Raw genomic sequence first — 26,556 nt, 5'->3', positions numbered from 1 at the left:
GCCGAGCTAGCTCGCAGGGCGAGTGTCCGGACAAGTCCAGGTGAGTTCTCGGATTGTCGTGAAATGAGCGTAGGAAAGCCGCACTGGCCGCCAGTGGCGCCAAACGCGGCGGAAGCCCGGCCGCAGCGGTTCGGCGATACGCATGGTTCTCGATAGCGCGTCCCCGGCGGTCATTGCGCACCGCCAGGGATCAGCGGCGACACGGCGACAGCCGCGCCGCCGGTCTGTAGCGGGCTAATTGAGCCCCGCTTTGTCCAGGCCATACATTCCATCGGCGGAACCCGGCACGGTCTTGAAGCCGACGTTGAGGCGGTTCCACGAGTTGATCAGCATGACAGCGAAGCTAAGATCGGAGATCTCCTTTTCCGACAGCTGCGTGCGGACGCGCTCATAGATCTCATCGGAAATGCCCTGGTCCGGCAGCTTGGTCAGGACTTCCGTCCATGCGAGTGCGGCGCGCTCGCGTGGGGCGAACAGGGTCGAATCCCTCCACGCGGCCAAGTGGTAGAGGCGCAGTTCGCGCTCGCCGTGCATCTTTGCCTGCTTGACGTGCATATCGAGGCAGAAGGAACAGCCGTTGAGCTGCGAAGCACGAATATTGACAAGATTGAGGATGGACTCCTCGATCGAGCTTGCACGGAGAGCCGTGGCAACCCCGGTGAACTTCTTCACGAGTTCCGGAGATTGCTCGACCCAGTTAACACGGGGCAGCTTAGTCCCGGCCTGCGTCGTCGGTTTGGTGGCGATATTCATGAATGTCTCCTTGAAGGCGGTTTATCGCCTGCAAATCATGCCGGGACGCGCCGGGCCTAGCCATCACGCGAGAGGCCATGTCGCCACTCGGCTGGTCTAGGCAGTATCATCCTGAGGGCTAGGCCAGGTATGCTTCGGCCACGCCTCATGGATTTCCATGAGGTGCAGCCGGGGGGGCGCCGAATTAGAGTGGGCCATGAGTTCGCCAGCCCAGATATCGCGGAGACGTGCTACACGCAGCGTTGACAATCCCCAGCCCTTCTTTGCCCGGCAGGAGAAACCGATGATGTCCGTCTGGTCGCGCCCGCAATTCCTTCATCTGGGGCTATTTTTTGCGGCATATGTCTTGGGCTGCGGGTTCGCCCAGGCGCTCGCAATCGTCCCCGGAATAACGGTTTCCATCTGGCCTCCGGGCGGCGTTTTCATCGCGACGCTCATCCTCACCTCTCCTTACAGTTGGCCGTGGTGGATACTGGCGGGTTGCCTGGCGGAGATGTTCGCGCAGTTCGTGTGGTTCCACAGTCCGCTGCCTGCGGGCTTCCTGATCTATATCGGCAACGCCCTTGGCGCGACTGTCGGCGCAACGCTGGTGAACCGGACATGCGGGCGCCCGGTTCGGCTTGAAACCTTGCAGGAAGTTCTCGCATTCGTCGTTCTGGGTGCTGGAGTTGCGCCCCTCGTAAGCGCGACGGTGGGAAGCGCGACGCTTGCGTGGTTTGGCGTAGAATCGCAAACCTTCACGACGGTATGGCCGCTGTTTTGGATTGGAGACGCCACCGGAATCCTGCTCGTAGCGCCACCGGCGCTGGTCGTGATCCAGTATTGGCGCAGCAAGACCCAATTCTCTCCCGCGCAGCGGGCGGAAGCCGGGGTCCTAGGTCTGATCTTCCTAGGGGTCGCCACACTTTCCTTGAGCGACATCTATCTGCCCACCCCCTACATCATCATGCCGCCCCTTCTTTGGGCCGCGGCGCGCTTCGAGTTCAGAGGTGCTGCCGTCGCCTTGATGCTCCTCGCCCTGATCGCGATGGCGCTGACGATATCCGGTGACAGTCAGTTTGTCGGCGATCCCGACTCGCAGAGGGAAAGGCAGGTCATGCTGCAGCTTTTCCTGGCAATCTCGGCGTTTTCGGCGCTCATCGTGGCGGCCATATCCCGGCAATATCAGCTGGCGCTGGCCACATCGCGAGACCGGGAACGGGAGCTCTCGCAGCTCGTCGATATGGTTCCGAGCCACGTCTGGCGTCTCGCGCCCGACGGCGAGCCGATTTTCTTCAACAAGCGCATGGTCGATTTTCTCGGCCTGGACGTGGCGGATACGATCAAGCCGGGCATGAGCCGCATGACGGCGATGATAGAGGCCGGCGTCCATCCGGACGACAGAGTAGCGTTCTCGGACACGCTCCGCCATTGTCTCGCCACCGGCGAGGTCCTTGCGATGCGGTATCGCTTGCTCCGTCAAGACGGGGTCTACCGCTGGATGTCGAGCCGCGCCGAGCCGATGAGGGACCAAGACGGGCGCATCGTCCAGTGGTACGGGCTCTGTCACGACATAGACGATCAAATGCATGCCGAAGAGGCGCTGCGGCGGAGCGAGCGGCAGCTTCAGGAGACGATCGATGCCGTACCAGTCCGGATCTGGAGCGCAAAGCCTACGGGCGGACCGGTTTACTTCAACAAGCGCTACCAGGACCATTTCCGCTCCGTCATCGCGGATTTCGAAGCTCTCGGAGAGCCGCGCATCGAGCAACTGCTGCAGGAGCTGATCCATCCCGAAGATGCTCCCGAGGTACAGAACACCCTACGGAATTGCTTCGAAACCGGTGGCATGTCCACGATGCGATTTCGTTGGCGCGAACAGCACGGCGCGTACCGCTGGGCGGAGTGCAGGGTAGAGCCTCGGCGTAACGAAGACGGTGAGGTCGCGGAATGGTACGGCGTTTCCCTCGACATCGACGAGGAGGTGCGTGCGCAGGAAGCCTTGCGCGACAGGGAGCGCGAGCTCTCGCAGCTCGTAAATATGGTTCCCGTCCATATCAGGCGTCTGACGCCGAAAGGTGAGCCGACCTTCTTCAACAAGCGCTTGCTCGACTTCTTCGGCTTGAACGACCTGGCCCAACTGGACAAGCCGGACATGAGCCGACTGGCGGCAGCCATAACGACCCTCGTCCATCCGGAAGATGCCGCACGTCTGCTGGAGACCGTCCGCCACTCCTTCGCCACCGGGGAGCCCTACTCCATGAAGTACCGCATGCGTCACGCGGATGGCGCGTATCGCTGGGTGGACGGCCGCGGGGAACCGGTGCGGGACCAAAGCGGCGCGATCATGCAATGGTATGCCATTTCCATTGACATCGACGATGAGATGCGCGCGCAGGAAGCGCTGCGCAACCGGGAACGTCAGCTTCAACAGCTCATCGACACCGTGCCCGTGCAGATCTGGTGCGTCACGCCTGGCGGGGACCCTGCATATATCAACAAAACGATGATGGACTATATCGGCCTGAAGCTGGATGATTTTGATGCCGACGGAGGCCTGCCCAGTGCGATCCGGACCATCGTCCATCCAGAAGACAGGGCCCCTTTGCTGCAGGCCTTGACCCATTCCTTCAGCACGGGCGAACCGTTCGAGCTGAAGTTTCGCAACCGCCGGTGGGATGGTTCATACCGCTGGACGGAGGGGCGTGCTGAACCACTCCGTGACGAGAGCGGCCGCATCATCCGGTGGTTCGGCGCCAACGTCGATATCGACGATTTCGTAACTTCTCAGGAAGCGCTGCAAGAGCGGGAGCGCTTCCTCTGGCAACTCGTTGAAACGCTGCCGGCGATGATCGATTGCGCGGCCCCGGATGGCGAGCCGGTCTATCGTAGCCAGCAGCTCCGCGAGTTCCTGGGGTATGAGCTTGAGCGATTGGACGGCACCGGAAAGTCCCGGCTGGCCGGCACGCTTGACGCCGGTGTGCATCCCGACGACTTGGCGGGCGTCAAGGGAGGATATGCTCATTCGTTGTCCACCGGCGAGCCCTATGCGCGCAGGCACCGCCTGCGGCGGTTCGACGGCGAGTATCGCTGGGTCGAGACACGCGCCGCGCCGATGCGCAATACCGAAGGGACTATCGTGCAGTGGAATGTCATCTGCCTCGATGTTGAAAATGAGGTTCGGGCGGAGGAAGAGCTGCGGCTGGCGCAAGAGAGCCTTGCACGAGCGAGTCAGGCCGCGAGCCTTGCTGAGCTCTCTGCTTCCATCGCGCACGAAGTAAACCAGCCGCTGGCGGCCGTGGTGGCGAACTCGCATGCCTGCCAGCGATGGCTTATGGCTGAGCCGCCAAATCTCGAGCGTGCGCAGAAGACGGTGGAGCGCATTATTCGTGACGCAAATGCGGCCGCCGACGTCGTGAGTCGCATCCGCGCTCTGTTCAAACAATCCGGCGAGGCAAGGAGTTCTACGGCGCTCAGTGGCGTTATCGCCGAGGCGCGCAACCTCATGGCCGAGGAAGCGGCGCGGCGGCGCGTCCGCATGGATATCGACGTCGAAAGCGACCTGCCGCTCGTCGCGCTGGACCGCGTACACATCCAGCAGGTTCTGGTGAACCTCATTCGCAACGGCATGGATGCCATGGACGCCGTTACGGGCGACCGGGTTCTTGAGGTCCGTGTGCGCCGCATAGGCGATGTGGTTCAGACGGAGATCAGCGATCGTGGCGCGGGGATCGAGTTTCCCGACAACATATTCGAACCGTTCTTCACGACGAAGGGGAACGGAATGGGCATGGGGCTCGCGATCAGCCGTTCGATTGTCGAATCGCATGGCGGACGCCTGTGGGCGGAGAAGAACGAACCGCAGGGAGCGACGTTCGTCTTCACCTTGCCTATTGAAACGAAAGCGGCGCCATGACCACGGATGACCATATCGTCTTCATCGTGGACGACGATGCGCGCCTGCGGGAGGCGCTGAGCGAACTGCTGGATTCGCACGGCATCCGCGCCGCTGCGTTCGGATCTGCCAGCGAATACATCGGTGCAAACAAGCCGGACATCCCGGCATGCCTCATCCTCGACGTCGAGCTGCCCGACATCAACGGCCTGGATCTGCAGAGGCAGATATCAAAGGGAGATCATCCGCCGATCGTTTTTATAACAGGGCACGGCGACATCCCGTCCTCCGTCCAGGCGATCAAGCATGGCGCCGTGGACTTTCTCACCAAGCCTTTCAGTGATGCGGATCTCATGGCTGCAATCCAAGCGGCGCTCGCCGAGGATCGGGAAAGGAGGTCCGCGCGTGCTGAACTGGTGGCGCTGGAGCAACGTTATCTCGACCTGACGCCGCGCGAACGCGAGGTGCTGCCGCTCGTGGTGAGCGGCCTTCTCAACAAACAGGCAGCCGCTGAGCTCGGAATCAGCGAGGTCACGCTGCAGATCCACAGAAGGAACGTGATGCAGAAAATGGCGGCGGCGTCGCTCGCTGATCTCGTGAGGATTGCGGAGCGATTGGAGATACCGATCACCCACTCGCGCCGAGCGGGAGGGAACCGGGCGTGACCAAGGGAAGACCTGTCGTGGCCGTTGTCGATGACGATCCAAGGCTACTCGAGTCGCTGGAGGATCTGCTGGAGTCCGCCGGCTATGCGGCCCGCAGCTTTTCGTCGGGGCGATCATTGCTCATCAGCGGGCTGTCGGGCCTTGACGTGCTCATAACCGACATCGGGATGCCCGGCATGGACGGCTTCGAACTTTGTGATCTGGTGAAGAAGGTGCGCCCGGACCTGCCGGTGTTCCTGATCACCGGCCGCCACGAGATTGCCGATGCGGACAGAGCCCAGGGCGTCAGCGGGCGCTTCCGTAAGCCCTTCGATGCGAAAGTCATGCTGGCAGCCATCGGCAATGTATTACGCAAATCGAAAAATGGAGATGAGCATGAGGGTTGAGCAGCCGCCGCACCTACGGAGATCGGCGCCGTTGTCATCGCAGCGCAGGAGCGAAGCGGAACAGCCACTCGTTATCATTGTGGATGACGATGCGTCTGTTCAGGAGGCGCTGTCCGAATTGATACTTTCCGCCGGGTTCCAGCATGTCTGTTTCAGCTCGACGCGCGAATTGCTCGATGCCGACGTACTGGATAGTGCCGGTTGTCTGATCCTCGATGTGCGCATGCCGGGAGCGAGCGGTCTCGATCTGCAGCGGCATCTGGCCCAAAGCGGCAACCCCAAGCCAGTCATTTTCCTGACCGGGCATGGTGACATTCCGATGACCGTCCAGGCGATGAAGGCCGGGGCTGTGGATTTTCTCACCAAGCCGGTGCGGGACCAAACGCTGCTTGACGCTGTTATTGCGGGCATTGCGATGGATGCCGCGCGGCGGGCGGAAGCTGTGGTCGTCAAGCGCAACCTCGACCGCCTCGAGACGCTGACGCCACGCGAGCGCGAGGTTCTTCATCAGGTCGCCCGTGGACGCCTCAACAAGCAGATCGCCTTCGATCTCGGGATTAGTGAGGTGACGGTGAAGCTGCACCGCGGCAACGTCATGCGCAAGATGGAGGCCGCATCCATCGGCGAGCTGATCCGCGCCTGGGAGACGCTGCCGGCGGCGATGCGCGACGCCGGCGGGGCGAGGACTGTGGCATGAGCCGATCCCCGCGTCGCCCGACGGGTTTAGCACGCCTGACGAACGGCGCGCCGCCAACGAAGGGCGAAACGGCCGGGAGAGACCGAACCGGCCGGCACGGACGAAAAAGATCTCGTTAGAGGTATTCAGTCAGCCGCTCACGTAAGGCCAAGGCCGCCGTCGACGGCGTTCACCTGGCTGATCACCCCTGGCACCGCGGCCCTGCCGATGCCGGAACTTTCGCCGGTTATGATGACGGCATTGTCATCCAGTGTTAACATGGTCCCGCTCCTGGCCAGCTTCCGGCAAATTGTTCCGCGGGCGCTCCGGAACGAACACCGCGATCGGATCGCTCGCTGGAAGGTCAGCTCCAATGCCTCGCCGAGTTGCATATCCTGGTGCTGGACCTCTGATGCCGGCGCTCGGTCAGCCACCAAGCCGCCCCCATTGGCGTCCGATCGATCGGAACGGCCGAAGGCTGCGAAGAGGGGGCCATCGCCGCGTCAGGCGGCAGTGGAGGCTTCGCGGTCATTTGCCGAGATCAGCCCCTCGTGCCGCATGGCCTCTTGCACGGCGGACGGTTCGCCATGCGCTGACGCAGTGCAACCAACTGCGCGGGAACGGAGACGTCGAAGCGCTCGGCCCATAGCAGCATCACGAACAGTTAAAAGTCGGCCACGCTGGGCGTTGCGCCAAACAAGTAGTTGCCCGCAAGGCTCTCCGAAAGTATGTCCAGCAGCTTCGAGATCGTCGCTCTTGCCTGTGCCTTTTGGGTTTCGCTGCTTGCATGCCACATTGGCTTGAAGCTGCGGTGCACTTCAGTCGATATGAAAGCCAGCGCTTCCAGGACGCGCGTGCGGCCAAGGTCTCCCGAAACACTGAGAACCGGATACTGCATGGCGAGCCAATCGAGAATAGCGATGTTCTCGGTAAGGATCTCTCCGCTGTCCAGCACCAGTGCCGGAACGTAGCCCTTGCGCGTTATTGCGTTGAAATCGGCCCCCGATGCCGTCCGCTTGGTCTTCAGGTTGACGCTCTCCCGCTCGAATGGCACGCCAGCCTCGATTAGGGCGATATGGTCGGCAAGACTGCAAGCAAGCGGGCTGTAGTATAGTTTCATCCTTACGATCCTTCCGACGGGCATATTCTTAAGGGCGGTCACTGCGGGGTGACGGGCTAGCGGTAGCCGACCCCGGCGACGTAATTGAAGAGCATCCGCTCCTGCATTTCTTCCTGCTCGAACAGAGCTTTCATCGCGTCGCGTACGTCCAATATGCCGAGAGGCCTGGCGCCATCGGCGATCACGGGAATATTTTGGAGGTTTAGCGCGGTCATGATTTGCCACACTTCGTGGACGTCATCCTGCGGGCTGCACGAGACGATGGACCTGCTCATCAGGGCCGATACCGGTGGCGCCGACGTCGAACCTGCGAGATGGCGGATGAGATCGGATTTGCTCAGGACGCCTTCCGCGCTTCCGCTGCCATTGCACACCACCACGAGGCCGACTCCAGTCCTGGAAAGCCAATGGGCAGCAGTTTGCACGGTGGCATTTAAGTCGATCACGGCGAGACGCGGCGACGTCAAAGAATGCAGTTTGTCGATAAGCATTGCTGCTTCCTTGGTTTCGTTGGCCGCGCCGCCAATTCTTCAGGCGGCGCGGCTCTCTTCCCATCCAAACAGGACGATGAAATCCCGCCCTCATTCGTCGTAGGGCAGCACCAGTTCCGTCTCGTTGGTGTCGACGACGAAGACGGCCAGCAGCCGGGCGGGTTCGGTTGCGCTGGCATTCTCGCTGACGCTGTGACGATCGCCAGGCGACTCGGACCAGCTCTCGCCGGCGCGATAGGTGACCACCGGGCCATCATTGACCTTGCTCTTGATCGCCCCTTCGAGAACCGTGGCGTAGATGAAAGCAGATTTGGGATGGAGATGCGCGGGCGAGTTGCCGCCTGGCTCATATTCGACGAGCACACCTCTCATGCTCTTGCCGGGCACGTTCGGAAGCGGTTGATCATAAACGAGCTTCACGTTTTGGAAGGCGCCGGCCGAATTGTCGGCCAGCGCGGCGGTGGCGAAAAAAGCCGCGAGAGCGGCGGTGCTGTAGAGTATGCTCCGGATCATTTGTCTGGCTCCAGTTTGCGGTTGAGATTGGGGCGATCGCCGGCCGGAGGGGAGGACGGCCGGCGATCGGGCTCTCGCCTCAGGACACGGCGCGAGCCTAGGACCTGATGAAGGTGAGCAAGTCGGCGTTCACCACATCGGCATGCGTGGTACACATCCCGTGCGGAAAGCCCTCATAGATCTTGAGCGTGCCGTTCTTCAGAAGCTTTGCCGATAACGGCGCGGAATCGGCAATGGGCACGATCTGATCGTCCGTGCCATGCATGACGAGTGTCGGCACGTCGATGATCTTGAGGTCGTCGGTGAAATTGGTTTCCGAAAAGGCCTTGATGCCGTCGTAGTGCGCCTTGGCGCTGCCCATCATGCCCTGCCGCCACCAGTTCTGGATGATGCCAGGGATCGCTTTCGCGCCCGGCCGATTGAAGCTGTAGAAGGGGCCCGATGGGAAATCGATGTAGAACTGCGCGCGGTTGTCGGCGAGCGACTTGCGCAGCCCGTCGAACACTTCGATCGGAAGGCCGCCAGGGTTGGCCGGCGTCTTCACCATGATTGGCGGCACCGCGCCGATGAGGACGAGCTTCGCGGTGCGCCCGTTGCCGTGGCGGGCGACGTAATGAGCGGCTTCGCCGCCGCCGGTCGAGTGGCCGATATGGATTGCGTCCCTCAGGCCGAGATGCTCGACCACCGCCGCCGCGTCGGCAGCATAGTGATCCATATCGTGACCGTCGCTCACCTGCGCGGAACGGCCGTGCCCGCGCCGGTCATGGGCGATGGTGCGATATCCATGCCCGACGAAGAAAAGCATCTGCGTGTCCCAGTCGTCGGCGCTGAGCGGCCAGCCGTGGTGGAAGACGATCGGTTGAGCATCCTTCGGACCCCAGTCCTTGTAGTAGATCTCGGTGCCATCCTTGGCGGTGATAGTGCTCATATCTTTCGATCCTTCTTGAGAGATGGATGAGTTCGACTCCTGGCCGGCTGTCCCTTGCCCGAGCGCGCGTTTGGGCAGGCCGGTTGCAATGCCGGCGGCCGCCGCGCCGAGGAGGAAGGCCCGGCGACTTGCCTGAGGCGCAATGGGCAGCTTGTGGTCCATCGTCGTTTCCTCGTCAGATGACGCCGTTACGCCGCAACACCGCTTCGCCGCGGCGGGGCGTGGTTGAACCAGTCTTCGAACGACGTCGAGCCGATCCGGGCGCCCGCGCCCGGGACAAGCGAGCGGTCGTCTAGCTCGGTCCCGAAATAGAGCGCGTGAGGATCGCCGATCACCTTCTTGGGATCGTTGGCGAGCTGCAGAAAACGCGCGACCAGCTCGTTCATGCGGAAAGGCTCGGGGCCGCCGATCTCCATCACGCCGTTAATCGGCTGGGAGAGTGCCACGTCAGCCATGACATCCGCGACGTCATCGGAGGCGATGGGCTGGAAGTAGGCCGACGGTACCGTGACCGTGTCGCCGACGGTTGCCGACTGCACAATGCCGCCAAGGAACTCGAAGAACTGCGTCGAATGAACGATCGTGTAGGGAATTCCCGACTCCCTGATCAGCTTCTCCTGAGCCATCTTGGCGCGCAGGTAGCCGCTGCGGGGCAGGCGCTCCGCCCCGACTACCGAGAGCGCAATGTGATGCTTCACGCCGGCGGCCTTCTCCGCCGCGAGCAGGTTCTTTCCGGCTGTTTCGAAGAACTCGAGAACGGCCTTGTCCTCGAACGACGGCGAATTGGCGAGGTCGATGACAACCTCCGCCCCGGCAAGAGCCTTATCCAATCCCTCACCGGTGAAGGTGTTGACGCCGCCACTTGGCGACGCCGCCAAGACGTCGTGGCCCTTCACGCTCAGCCTTGCGACGGTCTTGGAGCCGATAAGTCCGGTGCCGCCTATGATTACGATTTTCATGTCATTCTCCTGTTCTGACTTCGAAAAGATCTGATTTCGATAATGCCGGCGGCTCCTCACTCTGCCGGTCCTGCATCCCTCAATTAGAGAGGCGCCTCAGCGGCTCGCTCGCCAAACGGGGTAGGCTCAAGCGACACCGTCTTCGCAGCCTCCCTCTTGACCCCGGACCCCATACCTCTGAGGCGCTGCCGTAGTGGGCCTGAGCCGAAGATGCCGGCCGTGCCAAAGGTGGCGCAGGATAGAGGTGGTGTTCTGGAGGAATTCCCGAAGAGGTCTGCCAGCGTGGCCGGGATCACGAGGTGCCGTTGTTGTGAGGGAACGACATTGCCGCGACGCCGCCACGACGTCGTGCCCCTGGTGACGCAGCCTCTCGACGGTCGCCAACTGGATGTACCGAGTGCCGCCAATGACCACGATTTTCATGTCGATGTCTCCTGAGGCTTGCACTTGCCGAACGCAGCCGGCGCGGGGCGGTCGGTTTCGTCACTCTGCCGATGCGGCTTCCTCGATTAGCGAGGTTACCTCCGCCGGGTGCGAAACCATTAAGGCGTGCGATGCGCCCTCGACGACGATGGTCTTCACCGAATCCGCGCGCTCGGCCATGAACTTCATGACCGCCGGCGGGATGTTTCGATCAGCCGAGCCGTAGATTGAATAGGACGGAATTGTCTTCCAGGCAGCGGTGCCTGAGGGCTCTGCCAAGGCGGCGTCGGCCACCGGACGTTGTGTTGCAGCCATCAGGCTGGCCTGCGCTGCCGGTACGTCGGCCGCGAACTGCTCGTGAAACTTTTCCGGCTGGATGTAGAGGTCCTGTCCTCCATCCGGCCGCGCCACCGGCAGGAGCGCCTCGCCAAGCGTGCTGCCTGGGAACTTTCCCGAAAGCGTGAGACTGGACTCGCCTTTGTCGGGGGCGAATCCCGCCACATAGACTATCGCTTTCACATTGTCCTTCCCGTTGGCCGCCTCGGTGATGACAGGACCGCCATAAGAATGGCCTACGAGAACGACCGGTCCGCTTATGGATCCGATGACGGCCGATACGGTGGCCGCATCGCTTGCAACGCCGCGAAGTGGGTTGGCCGCGGCGATGGTCCGGAAACCGTTCCTGTTGAGCTCGGCGATGACGCCGTTCCAGCTTGACGATTCAGCAAAGGCCCCGTGCACCAGCACGATCGTCGGTTTTGCCTGATGGTCCGCGGCCTGCGCCGTCCCGCTGTCCGACACGCAACATGCGTAAACAAGGGCCAGAGCTCTGATGATCTTGTGCACGTGTCTTCTCCTGTGCGGCGGGTCGTCCGATACCGAGGAGAATGCGCCCACTTGGCGCGCAAAAATATTCGACGGACGGCTCGGTCAGGCGATCCGAAAGTCTAGGGCAATGCACCCGGGGGAGTGGCAGCTGTAGCCGGAGGCCGGCGCACGGGTAGGTTCCCGGCATCGATCGAACGCATCGCCGGCTGCGCCGACGTTCCCAGGCAGCGCGTCCAGGGTTGGCAGGGAGTGCGCGGCCGACTGGCGTCGGCTGTCAGTGTCTCCCTTCACCGGTCTCTACAAGTGCCATGACGATCAATCCGGCGAAAACTGCGACGAGACATATACCGCCGTATGGCTCGCCCTCGTCCTCAATCCAATCGACCCGAAATGCTCCTCAACATAGTGTCCTCACACGACTGAGTTGCCAGGTGTCGACCGAACAAAAGAGGGCATGAAATGTCAGGCGCGGAAACAAGATCAGGCACGGCCGGCAACCATGTCCTTGACCGGACCGATGATGTTTCCCTGTTTGCCCCGCCGGTAGAGCAGCCGACGGCGGGCATTGTTCATGATCTGGGCAATCTTATTCAGGTCGCTTCATCCGCGCTGAACCGGGTCGCGCGCCATCCGAGCGTCTCAACGGCTCCAGCGCTCGAACCCGTAATCGTCAGCGCCAGGACCGCCCTGCAGCAAGCAGGCGCGCTGGTGCGGGAAACGGTCTGCCGCGCCGCGGCGAGTCATCGAGCGCCTGAACATGCAAGCGTTGGCGCCTGCTTGGCCGAGGTCGAAAACCACGTCCGAAGTGCATGGGAGACCAATGTTCGCCTCGAAGTTCACGCTGGGCGCGATCTACCCGCTGCGAAATGCGATCCCCTGGGTTTGCAGAACGCGGTCTTTAATCTCGTATTCAACGCACGCGACGCAATGCCGGATGGCGGGTTGATTTCGATAAACGCCGCCGCGGTCGTTGAGAGTCATGGCATTGTGGTCGAACTCCGGGTCGAGGACAGCGGCATCGGAATGACTCGCGAGACCGTACTCCGGGCCTTTGATCCTTTTTTCACGACCAAGGGCACGGGTCTGAGCGGCGTCGGACTGCCGATGGTGAAGCATTTTGCCGAGAGCCACGGAGGGCGAGTCCACATCGAAAGCGCCTTCGGGTCGGGCACGACAGTGATATTGCAACTGCCCGCCATGGAGGCCCGGCAGGATTGACCGCAAGCCAATCGGACGCGGGCTCAGAGCGCCCGGTCATTCATGCCTGCAACCGACATCTGAACACAGGCCAGGCGCACAGCGGAGGCTCCCAAATGAACGCGAAGGTAACGGAAAATACACAACAACATCGTTTCGAGCTGCCGATTGCAGACGGAGCGGTCGCTGCCGCCTACTACCGTCTCGAGAATGGCCGGGTTGTTCTGATCCATACCGAGGTTCCGTCGGAATACACCGGACAGGGCATTGCATCGCAGTTGGCGCAGGGCATTTTTGAGGTGCTGCGCAAGACCCGCCGCAAGGCGATTCCGAGGTGCCCGTTCATGGGCCGATTCCTCGTCAAGAACCCGCAATATTCCGACATCGTCGCTGGATGATCTCGGCCGAATACTTGCTTTCCAGGAGATCGGGTGAGCTGCAATGAATGATGAGTACAATCTGCAGCGATTCGTCCACGCGCAGGAGCCGGTTTACGAAGATGCCATCGGCATTCTGCGTCGGGGAATGATGGGCGGATTCAAGCGGTCGTCGCAACACCGATTGTGTTCACTCGCGACAGCAACTCGTCAAGCGCTTCTGCGGGTGTTTTCCATCCCAGAGTTTTTCTCGGTCGGGCATTGAGGGCCACGGCCACGGCGGCGATCTCGTCGGCGCTGTGGACGCTCAGGTCGGTGCCTTTCGGGAAGTACTGACGCAGCAGTCCATTGGTGTTCTCGTTGGTGCCACGCTGCCATGGGCTTTGCGGATCGCAGAAGTAGACTTGGACACCCGCGTCGATCTTGAGACGATCATGCTGAGCCATTTCGGCTCCCTGATCCCAGGTCAGCGAACGCCGCAACTCTTCGGGCAAGGTGATGATGGTGCGCGTAATCGCGTCACGCACGGCTTCAGCTCCGTGTCCCGCGAGAGCAGGGCCATTCTTCATGCGCGGAGCTTCGCCATGCCCCGCAAGTCGGGGAAGATGCAGCAACATCGTGAAGCGCGTCGTACGCTCAACCAGCGTGCCGATCGCCGAGCTGCCAAGACCAAGGATGAGGTCTCCCTCCCAGTGACCCGGCACCGCGCGATCGACCGCTTCGGCGGGGCGTTGACTGATCATGATCTCCGGCGAGACAAAGCTCTTGCCTCGCCCGCGTACGCGCGCCCTGGGGACCCGCAACACGCGCCCCGTTCTCAAGCAGGCCGACAGTTCGCGGCGTAGCGCTCCCCGGCCCTGAACAAAAAGGGCCTGATAGATGGCTTCGTGGCTGATGCGCATCGTCTCGTCGTCCGGGAAGTCGATCGGCAAGCGTCGGGCAATCTGTTCCGGGCTCCAGGCCGTGGCCCACCGCCGATTCTTTCGCGGGCCATGCCGGCGGCCCTTCCACGAAACGGCGGGACCCGGAACGGGAGCGCCGCTCGGAGTCATGACGACGCCGGCCAGTCTCTGCTCAACATAAGTGCGCAAGGTCGTGTTGAGCGCAAGCTTGGTCGGTTTGGGTCGACGGGCCGATCGCTCGGCATGCCATTGGGCTGTCGATGCACGATACTCCAGGCCACCGCTGCGCGTCGCGGCATTGCGTCGTAGCTCGCGGGAGATGGTTGAGGCGGATCGGCCAAGTTGGCGACCGATCTCGCGTCTCGAAAGGCCTTGAACGCGAAGTAGTGCGATCTCCTCACGTTCCACAAACGAGAGGTACCGCCCGGACGGCGGCTTGCTCGAAGATCTGAACATCGCTGGTGCCATGCCACCCGCCTGTCGGAACAATCTGGTTCCAACAGGCTGCGACATACCAGCAGCCAGCGCAGCATCTTCGCTTGTCATTCCTTGCGCGATCCCCAACCAGAATCGCTGGAGTTCAGATCTCTCCGCCACTGGCGGACGTCCCGGTGACGGCAACGGCGCTCGTCCAGAACGGTGTGATCGTCGCTTTTGGATGCCCATCGCAACCTCCTTCGTTTAGGTGTTGCGACGACCGCTTGAATCCGCCATGGGCACGCCCTACATGGAATTCATCTTTCCCAGGCTGGCCTCCAGCGCAAGCGTCGGTGTGCTTGAGCCCTACGCGATCAGGTCGCTCGAGGAGGCTAACGCCTATATTTCCTCTCCGCTGCTCGGCGGTCGCTATCGCGAATGCGTCGGTACGTTGCAGCGGCTGGTCAACTTCAGCGCCGACACCGTCTTCGGCGATACCGACGCCTGCAAACTGCACGCGTCGTTGACGCTGTTCTCCGAAGCCAGTTACGACGAATTCCTGCTCGAAACTATGTTCGACGTCTGGTTCGACGGCCTGCTCGACGAGGACACCATGACCAGGATCCGCTCGATTCAGCGGCAAGTCGCTTAGCTGGCCAAGCACAGAGTTTCCGCCGTCAAGAACCGCGCCTGCGGTCGCATGCTGCCAGGCAGATCAGGGCAAGCGATTTGCCCTGGTCAATCCTCCGGCAGAGGAGTGAATTCCTCCTCCCCCGGCACTTCCGGGAAACGGCGTTCACGCCAATCGGTCTTGGCCTGCTCGATGCGCTCGGTTGAGGAGGATACGAAGTTCCAATAGACGTGCCGCGGTTCGGAAAAGGGCTCGCCTCCCATCAGCATCAGTCGTGCTGAATGAAAAGCCGGCGCCTTGAGCACGATCTCGGCGTCGGGTTCCAGCAGTATCAGTTCAGCCTCACGAAACGAGCCCGGCCGGCCGACGATCTCGACCTCGCCGGCGACGACATAGATAGCACGCTCATGATGTTCGGGCCTGACCTGGTATCGTGCACCGCTGGTCAGCACGATTTCGGCGAACACCAAGTCGGAGAAGGTTTTGACAGGCGAGACCAGACCGTCCGAGGTTCCTGCGATCAAGGTGAACTCCACTCCCCTGGCACACGTCCTCGGTATCGCCAGTTCAGCATAATGGGCAAAATCGGCGGCGACTTCCTCATGCCTGCAAGGAAGAGCGACCCAGGCCTGGATGCCGAAAAAATTGCTCCCGGACGTTCGAGCCTCCAGCGACGTCCGCTCCGAATGGACGATCCCTGAACCGGCCGTCATCCAGCTGACTTCACCGGGGCGGAGAGCCTGCACCTTACCGAGACTGTCCCGGTGAACGATCTCCCCATCGATCAGGTAGGTCACGGCAGCGAGGCCGATATGGGGATGCGGTCTCACATCAAAACCCTGGCCGGTATTGAACACCGCGGGGCCCATTTGGTCGAAGAGAACAAAGGGGCCGATCATTTGCCCGTGCTTGGAGGGCGGTACGCGCCGTACCTTGAAACCGCGCCCAGGTTCACTGGACACTGGCAAAACGACGGTATCGATGTCTGAGACGCCGGCATGTCGGATGGTCATGGCCTTTTTCTCTCTTGGGCATCCTGTCCGTTGGCGCTCAAAACGCGCCGGAACGGAACGGCGTGAAACACCGAATCCATGGCTTTGAGCAGTGCAAGTTTCGAGCTCGTGTGCCGTTGTCCGGCGATGTCGCTCGCGCCGAAAGAAGACATTCTGGCGGAAAGGACCGCTGCGGGATCTTCGGCCATTTCGGGCCGGTCGAGCAGCAGGGGCGCGAAGCTTTGCTGGTCAATCTCGTAAACCACAACATGGTTCATTGCGCGCAATGTCGAGGTCTCGCCGATGCCTGCTAACAGACCTGTCTCTCCAAAGAAGTCGCCTGGAGCGAGGCGACCGACTTCTTGCGGGTGAGCGTCATCGTCGTGTTCTCGGACAATGATGCCTGCCCGAACAATCATGAGGGACGGCAGCATCTCTCCCTGTCGTGCTATGATATCGCCCTTGCGATAGGTGCGCACCGTAACCGTTGCCGCGAGGGCTTCCTTTTCGTCGTCCGTCAACGCCGAGAATATCGGTATGGCGTTTATAAGCTTGATCGGCGTGACTTCCGGGAGATTTGCTGTCTCTTCGCTTGGCAAGTCATTCATGAGAATCGCAGAGGAGGGTGGCGTCGCCAGCCGCAAACCCGCGGACTTGGAATGACGGTAGGCAAGATCGAAGATTTCGTTCTTCGCTGGAATTCGCTGGCCAACATTTGCGACGCGAAAAAACAAATTGACCTCGATCGCCGTCGCATCCAGAGCTTTGATGGCGACAACTGGTGGGGGATCCCTCAGTATTGTGTTGCTGCTTTGTAAGGCCGCGTTCATGACGTCCGCGACGATCGCCGGCATCTTGGTCGGCGCCAATCTTATCGTGACGGACAGCCCATGGCTCTCCTCAGGGCTGCTGACATTGGTCAGCCCTAGCTTCGCGAGGAAGCTGTTCGGCAGCGCCACCACGTTGTGCGCCAAGGTGAGCAGGTGGGTCGATCGCCAGTTGGTCTCCACGACGCGCCCTTCGGTGCCGTCGCTCAGGACGATCCAGTCCCCAAGCACATAAGGTCGGCCAAGGTTGAGCGCGATGCCCGAAAAGACGTCGCTCAGCGTATTCTGGAGCGCCAGTCCGAGTACGATGGCAAAGACGCCCGAAGTGGCGATCAGCGTTCCGACCGGCGCACCGAAGACGAAAGCCAGGATCGACAGCAGCATCCCAACATAGACGGCGCCGACGACGAGGTCCTGCAGAAGGCGCGCCTCGCGCGGCTTTCGCTCGAACACGAGATAGATGCGGACAAACCCGATCAGCGCCCAGGCGAGGTGAACCCACCACAGCAACTTGGCCGAACCGACGAGGATTGCGCTAGCGGTTGTCTCGGTGCCCCGTGTCGGTTCGTAGGGGAGCACGGCTCCGTCAAGCAGCAGGACCGACATGGTAAGGAAGAAGGCGATCTGGACAATCAGCCTGGTGGTGGAGAGCCGCCGCGGAATGACGTGCCAAACGACTATGCCGGCGAGACCGACCAGCACCATGTAGAGATGGGGAGCATTCCACCAGCTCGTGACCGGATCCGAATCCATAAAATCCTCGCACAATCCTCGCCTTGGAGCACGGCAATCGGGCAAGCTTATTCCTGGCTTTTCTCCAGGATCGCCTCGGATATCGAGTTCGGCAGCCGGCGTGGCGTCTCGATCACGCCCAGCAGCGGCATGACGACGAGAAAGAACGCGAAGTAGTAGAGGGTCGATAGTTGCATGGCGGGAATGTACCAGCCTTCCGCCGGCTTGGACCCCAGCCAGCCAAGGAAGAGGGCGTTGATGACAAACAGCCAGAAGAACCGCCTGTACCAGGGCCGGTAGACAGCCGAGCGCACCTTCGACATATCGAGCCACGGCACGAAGAACAGCACGGCGATGGCGCCGAACATGGCGAGCACACCGCCGAGCTTCGAGTCGACCGGCCCGATGTTGAAGGTGACCGCGCGCAGGATCGCGTAGAACGGCAGGAAGTACCATTCGGGCACGATATGCGCCGGCGTCTTCAGCGGGTCGGCGGCGGTGTAGTTGTCTGGATGCCCGAGATAATTCGGCACGTAGAAGACGAAGTACGCGAAGGCGAGCAGGAACACCACGGCCCCGAATATGTCCTTGATGGTGGCGTGCGGCGTGAAATCCACGACGTCGGTTTTCGATTTCACATCAATGCCTGCCGGATTGGTCTGGCCGGCGACGTGAAGCGCCCAGATGTGCAGGATGACGACGCCCGTCAGCATGAACGGCAGCAGGTAATGCAGCGCAAAGAAGCGGTTGAGGGTAGGATTGTCGACCGCGAAGCCGCCGAGCAGCAGTTGCTGCACCCAGTCGCCCACCAGCGGAATGGCGCTGAAGAAGCCGGTGATGACGGTGGCGCCCCAGAACGACATTTGTCCCCAGGGCAGCACGTAACCCATGAACGCCGTAGCCATCATCAACAGAAGGTTGGTGCACCCGAGGACCCACAGCAGTTCGCGCGGCGCCTTGTAGGAGCCGTAAAAGAGGCCACGGGCGACATGGACGTAGACCGCGATGAAGAAGAACGACGCGCCATTGGAGTGCAGGTAGCGCAACAGCCAGCCGGAATTCACGTCGCGCATGATTTTGTCTACGGAATTGAAGGCGAGTGTCGTGTCGGCCGCGTAATGCATGGCCAGCACGACGCCGGTAACGATCTGCGCGGCCAGCATCATCGACAGGATGCCGCCGAACGAATAGGCGTAGTTCAGGTTGCGCGGAACCGGGTAGACGATGAACTGATCATGCACCAGGCGCGACACCGGCAGGCGGGCGTCGAACCAGCGTCCGATCCTGGTCTTGGGAATATAGGTGGAATGCCCACCGCTCATCGGAGTGCCTCTGGTTTTGAAGTCCCAAGCATGCCAGCCTTTCCAGTGTTCGAACTATCATGCCGGGGACGCATGCGTCCGATACGTTGGTCTATGGGTTCCTGACTGAAAGGCTGCGCCCGACGGCCGAGGCGGCCGAGTCAGGACTGCGCGCGGTCGTTGCAGGATGCCGCACGGGCGCTGGCGAGCGCCTCGTCAATGATGCGGCGGATAGTACGCGCGCAACGGCCGCACTGGGCGCTGCAGCCGAGACAGCCATAGACTTGGCGGATCGAGCACGTCCGCTCCGCCTTGACGGCGGAGCGGACATCCTGATCGCTCAACACATTGCACGAGCACACGATCATGGCGCGATAAGTATTGATGCCGACCTGGTGCGGCTCTGACCCGACAAGCGGGTCAGTAGTCCCAGACAGCCGGTACGCAACGAAATACATCGCCGTCCACCGCCACATGGCAGATAGACGGGAATGGCAGGTGAGTGGCCACCAGCGGCTCACGGGTCGCGGCCAGCTCCCGCAAAAGATTGATGCGGACGCGGGCCGCCTCCTCAGGGTCGTGTTCGAAGCCGTTGTGCCAATCGGGTTGGTCGAACCCGACCTGGAACACGGCGTCGCCGGCGAAGGTCAGCCTATCGCCGCCGGACGCCAGGCGGACCACGCTGTGCCCGGGGGTGTGGCCGCCAGTGAGAGTGACAACCACCCCCGGCGCCACCTCGTGCTCCGTCTCAAACGGCCGCAACTGGCTGCGGTACTCGTTCACGAACCGCTTGGCCGCCCGCCGAAGCGCATCCGGGAACCCCGTTGGCATGGAGGCGCGGGAGAAATCGGGCGACTCCCAGAACTTGATCTCGGCGGCCGCCACGTGAATCCGCAGATCCGGACGCAGCTGGTCCTTCACCCCGTCGATGAGCAGCCCGCCGATATGGTCCATATGCATATGGGTCAGCACCACGTCGGTGACGGAAGCAAGATCGATGCCGGCTGCCTCCAGTCGCGAGACCAGCCGCCCAGCCCTCGGCAAGTGCAAGTCCGGATCCATCCCCAGCCCGGCGTCCACGAGTATGGTCCGGCCGCCGCTGCGTACGACGACCACGTTCAGCGGCCACTCGAGTACGTCCGGCGGCAGGAACATGTCGTCCAGCCAGGCCGCCCGGACGGCCGGGTCGACGTTGTATGCCATAACCGGGGCTGGTATCGGCAGCACTCCATCGCTGATCACCAGCACTTCGATGTCGCCGACCCGTAGCGCGTAGCGCGACGGAACCAATTCGGGCTCCGGTCTACCGTTGCTGTGCTTGGCGTTCAGGCTGTCGGCGCAATGCTGGATCGAGGGGTGTGAAATGTTGTCCAGGGTCATGTTTGTCTCCTGCTGACCACGGCCGTATCGGCCACCTCCGCCGCTGGCGCCCGTGGATTTGGCATGAGCCTCCAGGGACCGCCACCTGGCGTCTACGGAGGAAGTTGCACCGCCTCGGCCTGCGCCACCATCGGACGGAAGCACCGGTCAGGCGATGCGAAAGTCTATGGCAGACCCGTTGCGAGCATGGGTGATATCCCGCGAAAGTCGGAAGACGCCGTTTTGAGCAGCGAGCAACGGCTGTGCCTCTCGCCTGTTGGCAGTACGCCCAGCTGTGTTGACACCAGCTTACTTGCCGCCGCGGCATTCTCGATCGGTCCCGCCAATCGTCCCATTCGCACGTCGTTACCGCCTTTTGCCGCACGCGTCGCCCAAGGGTCTTCCAGCCTTGAAATAGCTGGACTATACATGGCTGCACAAACCTGACTGAACAGAGCGACTATAGAACTTAAGAGCAGGCATAACTCGCCCTTCCCGCTCATGGATTAAGTCGATGCACCTGCTCCTGGGGCTTAGAATCTAGATTGGCCCACTTCTAAGCGAAGTCGACCATAACTGGTTGATATTGAATAATTTTGGTGGGCCCGGAGGGACAAAGTACCCCATAGGAAATCAATATGTTAGCGGATGGTTTGCCAACCCGTTTCCCCCGTATTCTCTCGTATGGTCGGGCGAACCTAAAGACGATGAACGAGATTAATTCCTGGCTTAGGGATATAGCAGCATCTCGGATTTCGGGCGTCTCGAGCAGAAATCGGACTTGGCGCAGCTCCATCCGGTTCACGCATTGGTAGAACCGCTTGCGCATCGGTTCGGATGCCATACATGGGTCGGGGTGATGCCGGTGTGCTGGCGAAACACCCGGCTGAAATGCCCGGCATTGCCGCAGCCGCAGCGATAGGCGCTCTATTACATGTGGTCACGCGAGATGCGGGAATTGCGCTCGCGCTCAAACACCTTGCGGCCGTCATCCAGTGCTTCGATCCGTTGCGACACCCATTCGGTCGCCGTGCAGGAGAGATGCGTGATGGAATGGCTCTGCGTTCGCCAGCCTTCCCGCTCGGCACGGCACGTCCAGCGGACCTCTGCCGTCAGCGACAGCGGGTCATCGGGCGCTATCGACCATACCTCCTGCCGGATGTCGCGCGTGCACAAGCCGTTGCCCGGATGGCGGCTAAGACCTGTATCCTCGTGCACCCGGTAGCGCGTCACGCCATTTTGCAGATCGCGTTCAACAGAGCGGCCCGACGATCCGTCCGTCAGGACCTCGTAACGGGGCAGAGGATCGGGATTGGATGGCTGCGGGATTTCGACCCTGCGATGCTCGCCAAGCAGCGGCAGTTCCAATCGCAGCGTGGCAAGATCGATCATCAGCGTTGCGTCGCAGGGCGGCGGCAGGATCGTCGGCCAATAGGCGCTCGACAAGGACAGACGCAGACGGTGGCCGGGCGCAAAACGGTAGCCGCACGCATCGAGCACCAACTCGATTTCGACCGTCTCGCCCGGCTTCAGAGGCTGTGGCTCGGCATTGCCGTTGCGATGCGCAAGGTTGAGCACACCGTAGCTGACGCGCGTCGCCGCACCGTCGGGATGGACGTCGACGAGCCTGACGGCAAGGTTGGCGAAGTTGGCATCACTGGAAAGCGACAGTTTTGCGAGCGGCTGGCCAAACACGATGTATTCTTCGGCAAGAACGACGCTGTCGAAAATGAGTGATCCAGCATCGTCGATACGCTGGTCGCCGGCCATTTCCGAATCCGGCTTCAGCGTGAAGAACTCTCCCGCAGCGGTGCCCGTATCCTGAGGAGAGTGCAGGAGGGTATTTCCTTCAGCATGCGATGAATTGCACCGAGCGAGCCTGCCCGACGCGTCCAGGCTAAGGACGAGTGCGTCGGGAACGTCCCATCTGTCCATGGCAACCCAATAGCCCGGGTCGGTCTCGCGCCGGCGGCCGGGTCGCGGCCCGTCCAGGATATAAGCACGCAGCCTCGGCGTATTCTCCACCTTGTTGTCTTCTGCGCACAGCCAATGCCGCCACCATGAAATTGCCTCGGCATGAAAATCGACGCAGGGCTTCGGATAGGCGAAATGCGGATACTTGTGAACCCATGGACCGATCAGGCCCCAGGCCATTTCCGGCATCCCGGCAACCGCCTTCAAGGGCGTGTTGCGGTAGCCGTCGGCCCATCCGGCAATCACCAGTGCTGGAACAGAAAACCCGGCAAAATCCTCGCAGACCGAACCGTGACGCCAGAAGTCGTCGCGGCGTTGGTGGGACAGCCACTCCTCCATGAAGAACGGCTCGCCTTCCAGGCGCTCGAGCCACATGTCGCGCCAGCGTTCTCCGACAAGATCGGGGTCGGGGGATCGCGACTGGTAGGCATTCATCGTCGCCGCCCATGACAGTTGCGCCGACAGATGGGCACCATTCTTGTAATGGATGTCGTCATTGTAGCGATCGACGGTGGACGACAGCGAAATCACGGCCTTGAGAGCAGGTGGCTTCAAAGCCGCCACCTGGAGTGCGTTGAACCCGCCCCAGGAAATTCCCATCATGCCGACATTGCCGTTCGACCAGTCCTGCGCTGCGATCCATTCGATAACCTCGATCGCATCGGCAAGCTCGCGCACGGTATATTCGCCGTCGATCACGCCATCGGACTCGCCGCAGCCGCGAATATCGACGCGCACGCCCGCGATGCCGGCGGCCGCGAATACAGGATAGGTGGACTCATCCCGCGGGGCGGTGCCGTTGCGTTTGCGATAAGGCAGGAATTCGAGCACCGCCGGCACCCCGCCAGGAACCGCTTCGGGCATCCAGATGCGTGCGGCGAGCCGGGTGTCGTCTTTCAGGACGATCCACTCATTTTCAATGACACGGAAATTCCTGTTCGTCATGCGATCAACCACAAAAGCTCCACGCGGTGGCAAGCACACTACCCGCCGCCGGAAAAGCACGATCATTTCCGGTTCAAGCCTCCAGCCAGACCCGGCTGGCGATGCGGCCATTGGAAAAGTCATTGCCAATATCGGGAACAAAACCCTTGAGATGGCTCGTGCAGGCGTTGATGAAGTCGTTGAACACCGGCAGTATCAGGCCGCCCTCATCTCGCACCATCAGCGCCATGTCACGGTAGAGTACGCGCCGCTTGGTCTCATCCAGTTCACCGCGCGCCTGCACCACCATCTTGTCGAAGTCGGGCCGCTTGAAGCGGGTGTCGTTCCACTCCGCGTTGGAAACGTAGGAAGTGGAATAGCGCGCGTCCTGCGTCGGACGACCACCCCAAAAGGAGGTGCAGAACGGCTTGACGTTCCAGACTTCCGACCAGTAGCCGTCACTCGGCTCGCGCTGCACATTGATCTTGATGCCGGCCTTTTCCGCGCTCAATTGGAAAAGCTGGGCCGCATCGACCGCGCCGGGGAACGCCGCCTCGGAAGTGCGCAGCAGGATCGGATCCTGAAGGCCCGACTTCTTGAAATGGAATGCGGCCTTGTCGGGATCGTATTTGCGCTGCTCTATGTCGGTAGGCGCGAGCGCATAGTTGGCGTTAATCGGGTAATCATTGCCAATGGTGCCGAACCCGCCCAGAACCCGCTTGAGGATAGCCTCGCGGTCTATCGCATATTTGAGCGCCAGACGCAGATCATTGTTGTCGAACGGCGCGGTGTCGCAATGCATCAGAAAGGAATAGAACCCCTTGCCGGAGGTACGGAGGATTTCGACGCCCGGATCCCGCTTCAGCAACGGCACGATCTTGGGTTCGACGGTGCTGATGAAATCGACCTGACCGGACCGCAAGGCGCTGGTCCGGGCAGTCAGGTCGTTCATCACGGTAATAAGGACGCCGTCGACGTAGCCCCGGTCCTGGCGCCAGTCGTCGGTGTTTTTTTCGAAAGCGGCGCGAATGCCCGGCTCGAACGCAACCAGCTTGTAGGGGCCAGTGCCGATCGCAGCTGTCGGCTTTTCCACACCGCCGCCCGGCTGGATCTGAAGATGATAGTCGGTAAATATCAGCGGCAAGTCAGCGTTGGCCTCTTTCAGCGTCACCACCATGTCGCCCGCCCGTTCCTCGATGCGGTCTATGCCGGACAGCAGGCCGAATGCGCCCGATTGCGATTTCTTTCCGGCGTGGCGGCGCAAGGTCTCGACTGCATCGGTAACAGTAAATGCCTTGCCATCGTGGAAACGAACGTCTTTGCGTATCTTGAAGGTCCACTCCTTGGCGTCGGCCGACGGGGACCAGGATTCGGCCAGCGAGGGAACCGCCGCGCCCGTCTTGGGATCGGATTCGACCAGCGTATCGCCCCAGCAATGCGCGATCACAAAATTGACGCTGGCGGACGCCAGGGCCGGGTCGAGCGTATCGGCAGAGGCGCCGCCATCGAGCCCCAGCCGCAACTGTCCGCCGCGCACTGGCGTTTGCGCCGCGGCCGGTGACGTCAGTGAGCCTGCGGCTGCGACAAGGCCCAGAGCCACCCCCGCTTGAAGAAGATCACGGCGTGAGAGACTCGATAACCTGCTGGAAGCGCTCATTGGGTTCCCCTTTGGACTGAAGCCTTGTGGCCGATACTAGGCAGAGGCCGCGGCAACGCAATTTCGTCGCTTGAAGCGTTTTTAAGCGAGTTTATACTGTCTCCATGAGCAAGCCATGGGCCAATTTCAGCAGCAACCTGAAACTTGCCTGCAGCACCCACAGATCGGTATCCGATTTGTGCCGCACCATCGGTATCAACCGGCAGCAGTTCAACCGCTACCTCAATGCAGGAACCCTTCCTTCCGCTCATAACCTCCTGACGATCGCGGCAGCTTTTGGCCTCGAACCAGCCGATTTCGACCTGTCCCCTGGCGTCTTCCGCAGCAAATTGAGCGAGCGGCGCCGACAAACGGCCCTCCAAGGGCCGCTGGCGGACGCCTTTCCGGGTGACCTGCATGCACTCAGACCATATCTCGGATTCTACCAGGCATGGCACACGTCGCTGTCCTGGCCTGACCGGATCGTCTGCGCCTGCGCTCACTTGCGCGAGAATGGCGGACAAGTTCTGGTTTCCTCGCTTGAGCGCATCGAAGATGCCGAAAACGGCATCGTGCAGCGTTCACGCTATACGGGGCTCGCGGCGTATCGGCACCAGCGCATCTTTTTGACGGAACTGACGCGCGGCGATGCCCCAACCTTTGGACAGACGATCCTCATGCCGTTCGAAACGTACCAGCGGCGTTACCTGCGGGGCGTCACTATGGGCATATCGTGGCGAAACAACAATCTGCCCTACGCCACCCGCACCGTCTGGCAATATCTGGGGAAGCGCGTCAACAAGAGAAGTCTTATTTCGCGTTGCGGCATCTATGCGCCCAATTCCGCAGCGCTACCCACGGCCGTGCTGTCTTTTCTGACCGAGGCCCAGCCGGTTGCCGCCGCGTCTGTGCAGGCCCCAAGACCGGATCGCCGAGCGCCTCCCTGAGCCGCGACAGGGTGCGGCTCATCGCGGAGGTGCTGAGCCGAAGCCTGAGCGCAGCCCTTGTCACGCTGCATTGCTGGAGCAGGACGTCGAGGGCGGTGAGCAGGTTCAGGTCGATGTCACGCATGGCGTTTCGCGCAAAGGTCAATCGAGTTCGTTGCTTCTGGCGCGATTTCAGGCGGCGCCACATCAGGACGGAGTAACAAACCATATCTCGGACGATACCTGAATCCATGTCGACGGTCTGTCGGTGCCGCCCCGCTACTTCGCCATAGCCGTCCTCCTCCTGACCTTGGTATCCTCGAAATGGCGCGTGATGCCGGGCGCAAATACGCCATCTCCCTTCGGCTGCCATGCCTGATCAGTAAAATTCGGTGGAGCAGCCCATCGAAGGCGGCGCGGCAGGATCAAGAGCCGGCCGTGCTGCTAGAGCGATGCCTCACTTAAGTGTTGTCTGATGTTAAAGCTGATTGCCGTCCGGTCTTCGCCGGCACGCCGGCGCGTGGCAAACCTTCCTTCCTCGCCTTGGCAAACGCCCGGTCGCCTTCCAGGAACCCGACCAGCATAAACGGGATCAGTTCAGCCACGGCTTCGGACTCGCCATAGGTCTGACGGTAAATCGCCGCGTAGTCGTTCAGCGCTTGGCTTCGTCACGCGCAAGCCGATGCTTGGCGAACCTATTGGCGAGCCTCGTGGCGAACCACCCTATAAAGCATTGATAAATAAC

25 protein-coding genes and 3 pseudogenes are annotated in these 26,556 nt (G+C 61.5%); 8 read left to right on the top strand and 20 right to left on the bottom strand.

The window, feature by feature from the left end:
• Window positions 1-234 precede the first annotated feature (234 nt).
• Window positions 235-753, bottom strand: coding sequence for a carboxymuconolactone decarboxylase family protein (locus tag JG739_RS10935; RefSeq protein ID WP_202366478.1), 519 nt, complete (start codon window positions 751-753; stop codon window positions 235-237).
• A gap of 283 nt (window positions 754-1,036) precedes the next feature.
• Here JG739_RS10935 and JG739_RS10930 point away from each other — a divergent pair, with 283 nt between their 5' ends.
• The 4 genes from JG739_RS10930 to JG739_RS10915 are packed head-to-tail and all read left to right on the top strand — an operon-like array spanning window position 1,037 to window position 6,375.
• Complete coding sequence (locus tag JG739_RS10930; protein ID WP_202366477.1) at window positions 1,037-4,648, top strand: PAS domain-containing protein; 3,612 nt, start codon at window positions 1,037-1,039, stop codon at window positions 4,646-4,648.
• Entirely contained in the window at window positions 4,645-5,292 is a 648-nt protein-coding gene (locus JG739_RS10925; protein ID WP_202366472.1) for a response regulator transcription factor, read from the top strand. The genes JG739_RS10930 and JG739_RS10925 overlap by 4 nt, the downstream gene beginning before the upstream one ends.
• Complete coding sequence (locus tag JG739_RS10920) at window positions 5,289-5,678, top strand: response regulator (protein WP_202366470.1); 390 nt, start codon at window positions 5,289-5,291, stop codon at window positions 5,676-5,678. The genes JG739_RS10925 and JG739_RS10920 overlap by 4 nt, the downstream gene beginning before the upstream one ends.
• Window positions 5,668-6,375, top strand: coding sequence for a response regulator transcription factor (locus JG739_RS10915; protein WP_202366469.1), 708 nt, complete (start codon window positions 5,668-5,670; stop codon window positions 6,373-6,375). Before JG739_RS10920 ends, JG739_RS10915 begins: the two co-directional genes overlap by 11 nt.
• Before the next feature lie 137 nt (window positions 6,376-6,512).
• Here the strand turns inward: JG739_RS10915 and JG739_RS36010 are convergent, their stop codons facing one another.
• From JG739_RS36010 to JG739_RS10885, 8 genes and pseudogenes are all read right to left on the bottom strand, one after another.
• On the bottom strand, window positions 6,513-6,635 hold the full coding sequence (locus tag JG739_RS36010) for a hypothetical protein (RefSeq protein ID WP_274609432.1): 123 nt from the start codon (window positions 6,633-6,635) through the stop codon (window positions 6,513-6,515).
• Window positions 6,636-7,018: 383 nt separating this feature from the next.
• Window positions 7,019-7,474: a glutathione S-transferase N-terminal domain-containing protein gene (locus JG739_RS10910; RefSeq protein ID WP_244749802.1), complete on the bottom strand. Its 456-nt coding sequence runs from the start codon at window positions 7,472-7,474 to the stop codon at window positions 7,019-7,021.
• A 56-nt stretch (window positions 7,475-7,530) separates the two neighbouring features.
• Window positions 7,531-7,965, bottom strand: coding sequence for a CBS domain-containing protein (locus JG739_RS10905; RefSeq protein WP_202366467.1), 435 nt, complete (start codon window positions 7,963-7,965; stop codon window positions 7,531-7,533).
• Between the two features lie 90 nt (window positions 7,966-8,055).
• Complete coding sequence (locus JG739_RS10900) at window positions 8,056-8,478, bottom strand: cupin domain-containing protein (protein ID WP_202366464.1); 423 nt, start codon at window positions 8,476-8,478, stop codon at window positions 8,056-8,058.
• Window positions 8,479-8,575: 97 nt separating this feature from the next.
• Entirely contained in the window at window positions 8,576-9,406 is an 831-nt protein-coding gene (locus JG739_RS10895; RefSeq protein ID WP_202366462.1) for an alpha/beta fold hydrolase, read from the bottom strand.
• Window positions 9,407-9,594: 188 nt separating this feature from the next.
• Window positions 9,595-10,365, bottom strand: a complete 771-nt coding sequence (locus JG739_RS10890; RefSeq protein ID WP_202366460.1) for an SDR family oxidoreductase — start codon at window positions 10,363-10,365, stop codon at window positions 9,595-9,597.
• Between the two features lie 330 nt (window positions 10,366-10,695).
• Window positions 10,696-10,788: pseudogene (locus tag JG739_RS35285) on the bottom strand (NmrA family transcriptional regulator); the annotation flags it as partial.
• A gap of 60 nt (window positions 10,789-10,848) precedes the next feature.
• Window positions 10,849-11,634, bottom strand: coding sequence for an alpha/beta fold hydrolase (locus JG739_RS10885; protein WP_202366458.1), 786 nt, complete (start codon window positions 11,632-11,634; stop codon window positions 10,849-10,851).
• 441 nt (window positions 11,635-12,075) lie between these two features.
• On the opposite strand from JG739_RS10885, the gene JG739_RS10880 reads away from it, so the two are divergent.
• Window positions 12,076-12,834, top strand: a complete 759-nt coding sequence (locus JG739_RS10880) for a sensor histidine kinase (protein ID WP_202366457.1) — start codon at window positions 12,076-12,078, stop codon at window positions 12,832-12,834.
• A gap of 95 nt (window positions 12,835-12,929) precedes the next feature.
• Window positions 12,930-13,211 carry a GNAT family N-acetyltransferase gene (locus tag JG739_RS10875; protein WP_202366456.1) on the top strand — a complete coding sequence of 94 codons (282 nt, stop codon included), beginning with the start codon at window positions 12,930-12,932 and terminating at the stop codon, window positions 13,209-13,211.
• A gap of 140 nt (window positions 13,212-13,351) precedes the next feature.
• Here JG739_RS10875 and JG739_RS10870 read toward each other — a convergent pair whose 3' ends face one another.
• Complete coding sequence (locus JG739_RS10870) at window positions 13,352-14,758, bottom strand: IS30 family transposase (RefSeq protein WP_202363131.1); 1,407 nt, start codon at window positions 14,756-14,758, stop codon at window positions 13,352-13,354.
• Between the two features lie 46 nt (window positions 14,759-14,804).
• On the opposite strand from JG739_RS10870, the gene JG739_RS10865 reads away from it, so the two are divergent.
• A complete protein-coding gene (locus tag JG739_RS10865; RefSeq protein ID WP_202366455.1) occupies window positions 14,805-15,161 on the top strand; it encodes a DUF1810 family protein in 357 nt (118 codons plus the stop codon).
• Between the two features lie 86 nt (window positions 15,162-15,247).
• On the opposite strand, the gene JG739_RS10860 is transcribed toward JG739_RS10865, so the two are convergent.
• The 8 genes and pseudogenes from JG739_RS10860 to JG739_RS10825 form a co-directional block, all read right to left on the bottom strand.
• Window positions 15,248-16,153, bottom strand: coding sequence for a pirin family protein (locus JG739_RS10860; protein ID WP_202366453.1), 906 nt, complete (start codon window positions 16,151-16,153; stop codon window positions 15,248-15,250).
• Window positions 16,150-17,712 carry a mechanosensitive ion channel family protein gene (locus tag JG739_RS10855; RefSeq protein ID WP_202367410.1) on the bottom strand — a complete coding sequence of 521 codons (1,563 nt, stop codon included), beginning with the start codon at window positions 17,710-17,712 and terminating at the stop codon, window positions 16,150-16,152. The genes JG739_RS10860 and JG739_RS10855 overlap by 4 nt, the downstream gene beginning before the upstream one ends.
• A 47-nt stretch (window positions 17,713-17,759) precedes the next feature.
• On the bottom strand, window positions 17,760-19,013 hold the full coding sequence (locus JG739_RS10850; protein WP_202366452.1) for a cytochrome b: 1,254 nt from the start codon (window positions 19,011-19,013) through the stop codon (window positions 17,760-17,762).
• A 140-nt stretch (window positions 19,014-19,153) separates the two neighbouring features.
• Window positions 19,154-19,360 carry a (2Fe-2S)-binding protein gene (locus tag JG739_RS10845; RefSeq protein WP_202367409.1) on the bottom strand — a complete coding sequence of 69 codons (207 nt, stop codon included), beginning with the start codon at window positions 19,358-19,360 and terminating at the stop codon, window positions 19,154-19,156.
• Window positions 19,361-19,412: 52 nt separating this feature from the next.
• The gene (locus tag JG739_RS10840) at window positions 19,413-20,372 is read right to left on the bottom strand and encodes an MBL fold metallo-hydrolase (RefSeq protein WP_202366451.1); all 960 of its coding nucleotides are present in this window, start codon (window positions 20,370-20,372) and stop codon (window positions 19,413-19,415) included.
• 780 nt (window positions 20,373-21,152) lie between these two features.
• Window positions 21,153-21,242 (bottom strand): annotated as a pseudogene (locus JG739_RS10835) (hypothetical protein); the annotation flags it as partial.
• 39 nt (window positions 21,243-21,281) lie between these two features.
• Window positions 21,282-23,270: a CocE/NonD family hydrolase gene (locus JG739_RS10830; RefSeq protein ID WP_202366450.1), complete on the bottom strand. Its 1,989-nt coding sequence runs from the start codon at window positions 23,268-23,270 to the stop codon at window positions 21,282-21,284.
• Between the two features lie 73 nt (window positions 23,271-23,343).
• Window positions 23,344-24,906 carry an ABC transporter substrate-binding protein gene (locus JG739_RS10825; protein ID WP_202366449.1) on the bottom strand — a complete coding sequence of 521 codons (1,563 nt, stop codon included), beginning with the start codon at window positions 24,904-24,906 and terminating at the stop codon, window positions 23,344-23,346.
• A gap of 104 nt (window positions 24,907-25,010) precedes the next feature.
• On the opposite strand from JG739_RS10825, the gene JG739_RS10820 reads away from it, so the two are divergent.
• Window positions 25,011-25,832 carry a helix-turn-helix domain-containing protein gene (locus JG739_RS10820; RefSeq protein ID WP_244749800.1) on the top strand — a complete coding sequence of 274 codons (822 nt, stop codon included), beginning with the start codon at window positions 25,011-25,013 and terminating at the stop codon, window positions 25,830-25,832.
• Here JG739_RS10820 and JG739_RS35280 read toward each other — a convergent pair.
• Window positions 25,795-25,956: pseudogene (locus JG739_RS35280) on the bottom strand (LysR family transcriptional regulator); the annotation flags it as partial. The gene JG739_RS10820 and the pseudogene JG739_RS35280 overlap by 38 nt on opposite strands.
• A gap of 316 nt (window positions 25,957-26,272) precedes the next feature.
• Complete coding sequence (locus JG739_RS10810) at window positions 26,273-26,416, bottom strand: DUF2274 domain-containing protein (protein WP_240992694.1); 144 nt, start codon at window positions 26,414-26,416, stop codon at window positions 26,273-26,275.
• Between the last annotated feature and the right edge of the window lie 140 nt (window positions 26,417-26,556).

The organism is Mesorhizobium sp. L-2-11 (assembly GCF_016756595.1).
In the GTDB taxonomy this organism is placed as follows: Bacteria; Pseudomonadota; Alphaproteobacteria; order Rhizobiales; family Rhizobiaceae; genus Mesorhizobium.
The sequence above is the reverse complement of the archived record's forward strand: the minus strand, read 5'-3'. Positions and strand labels throughout refer to the sequence as shown.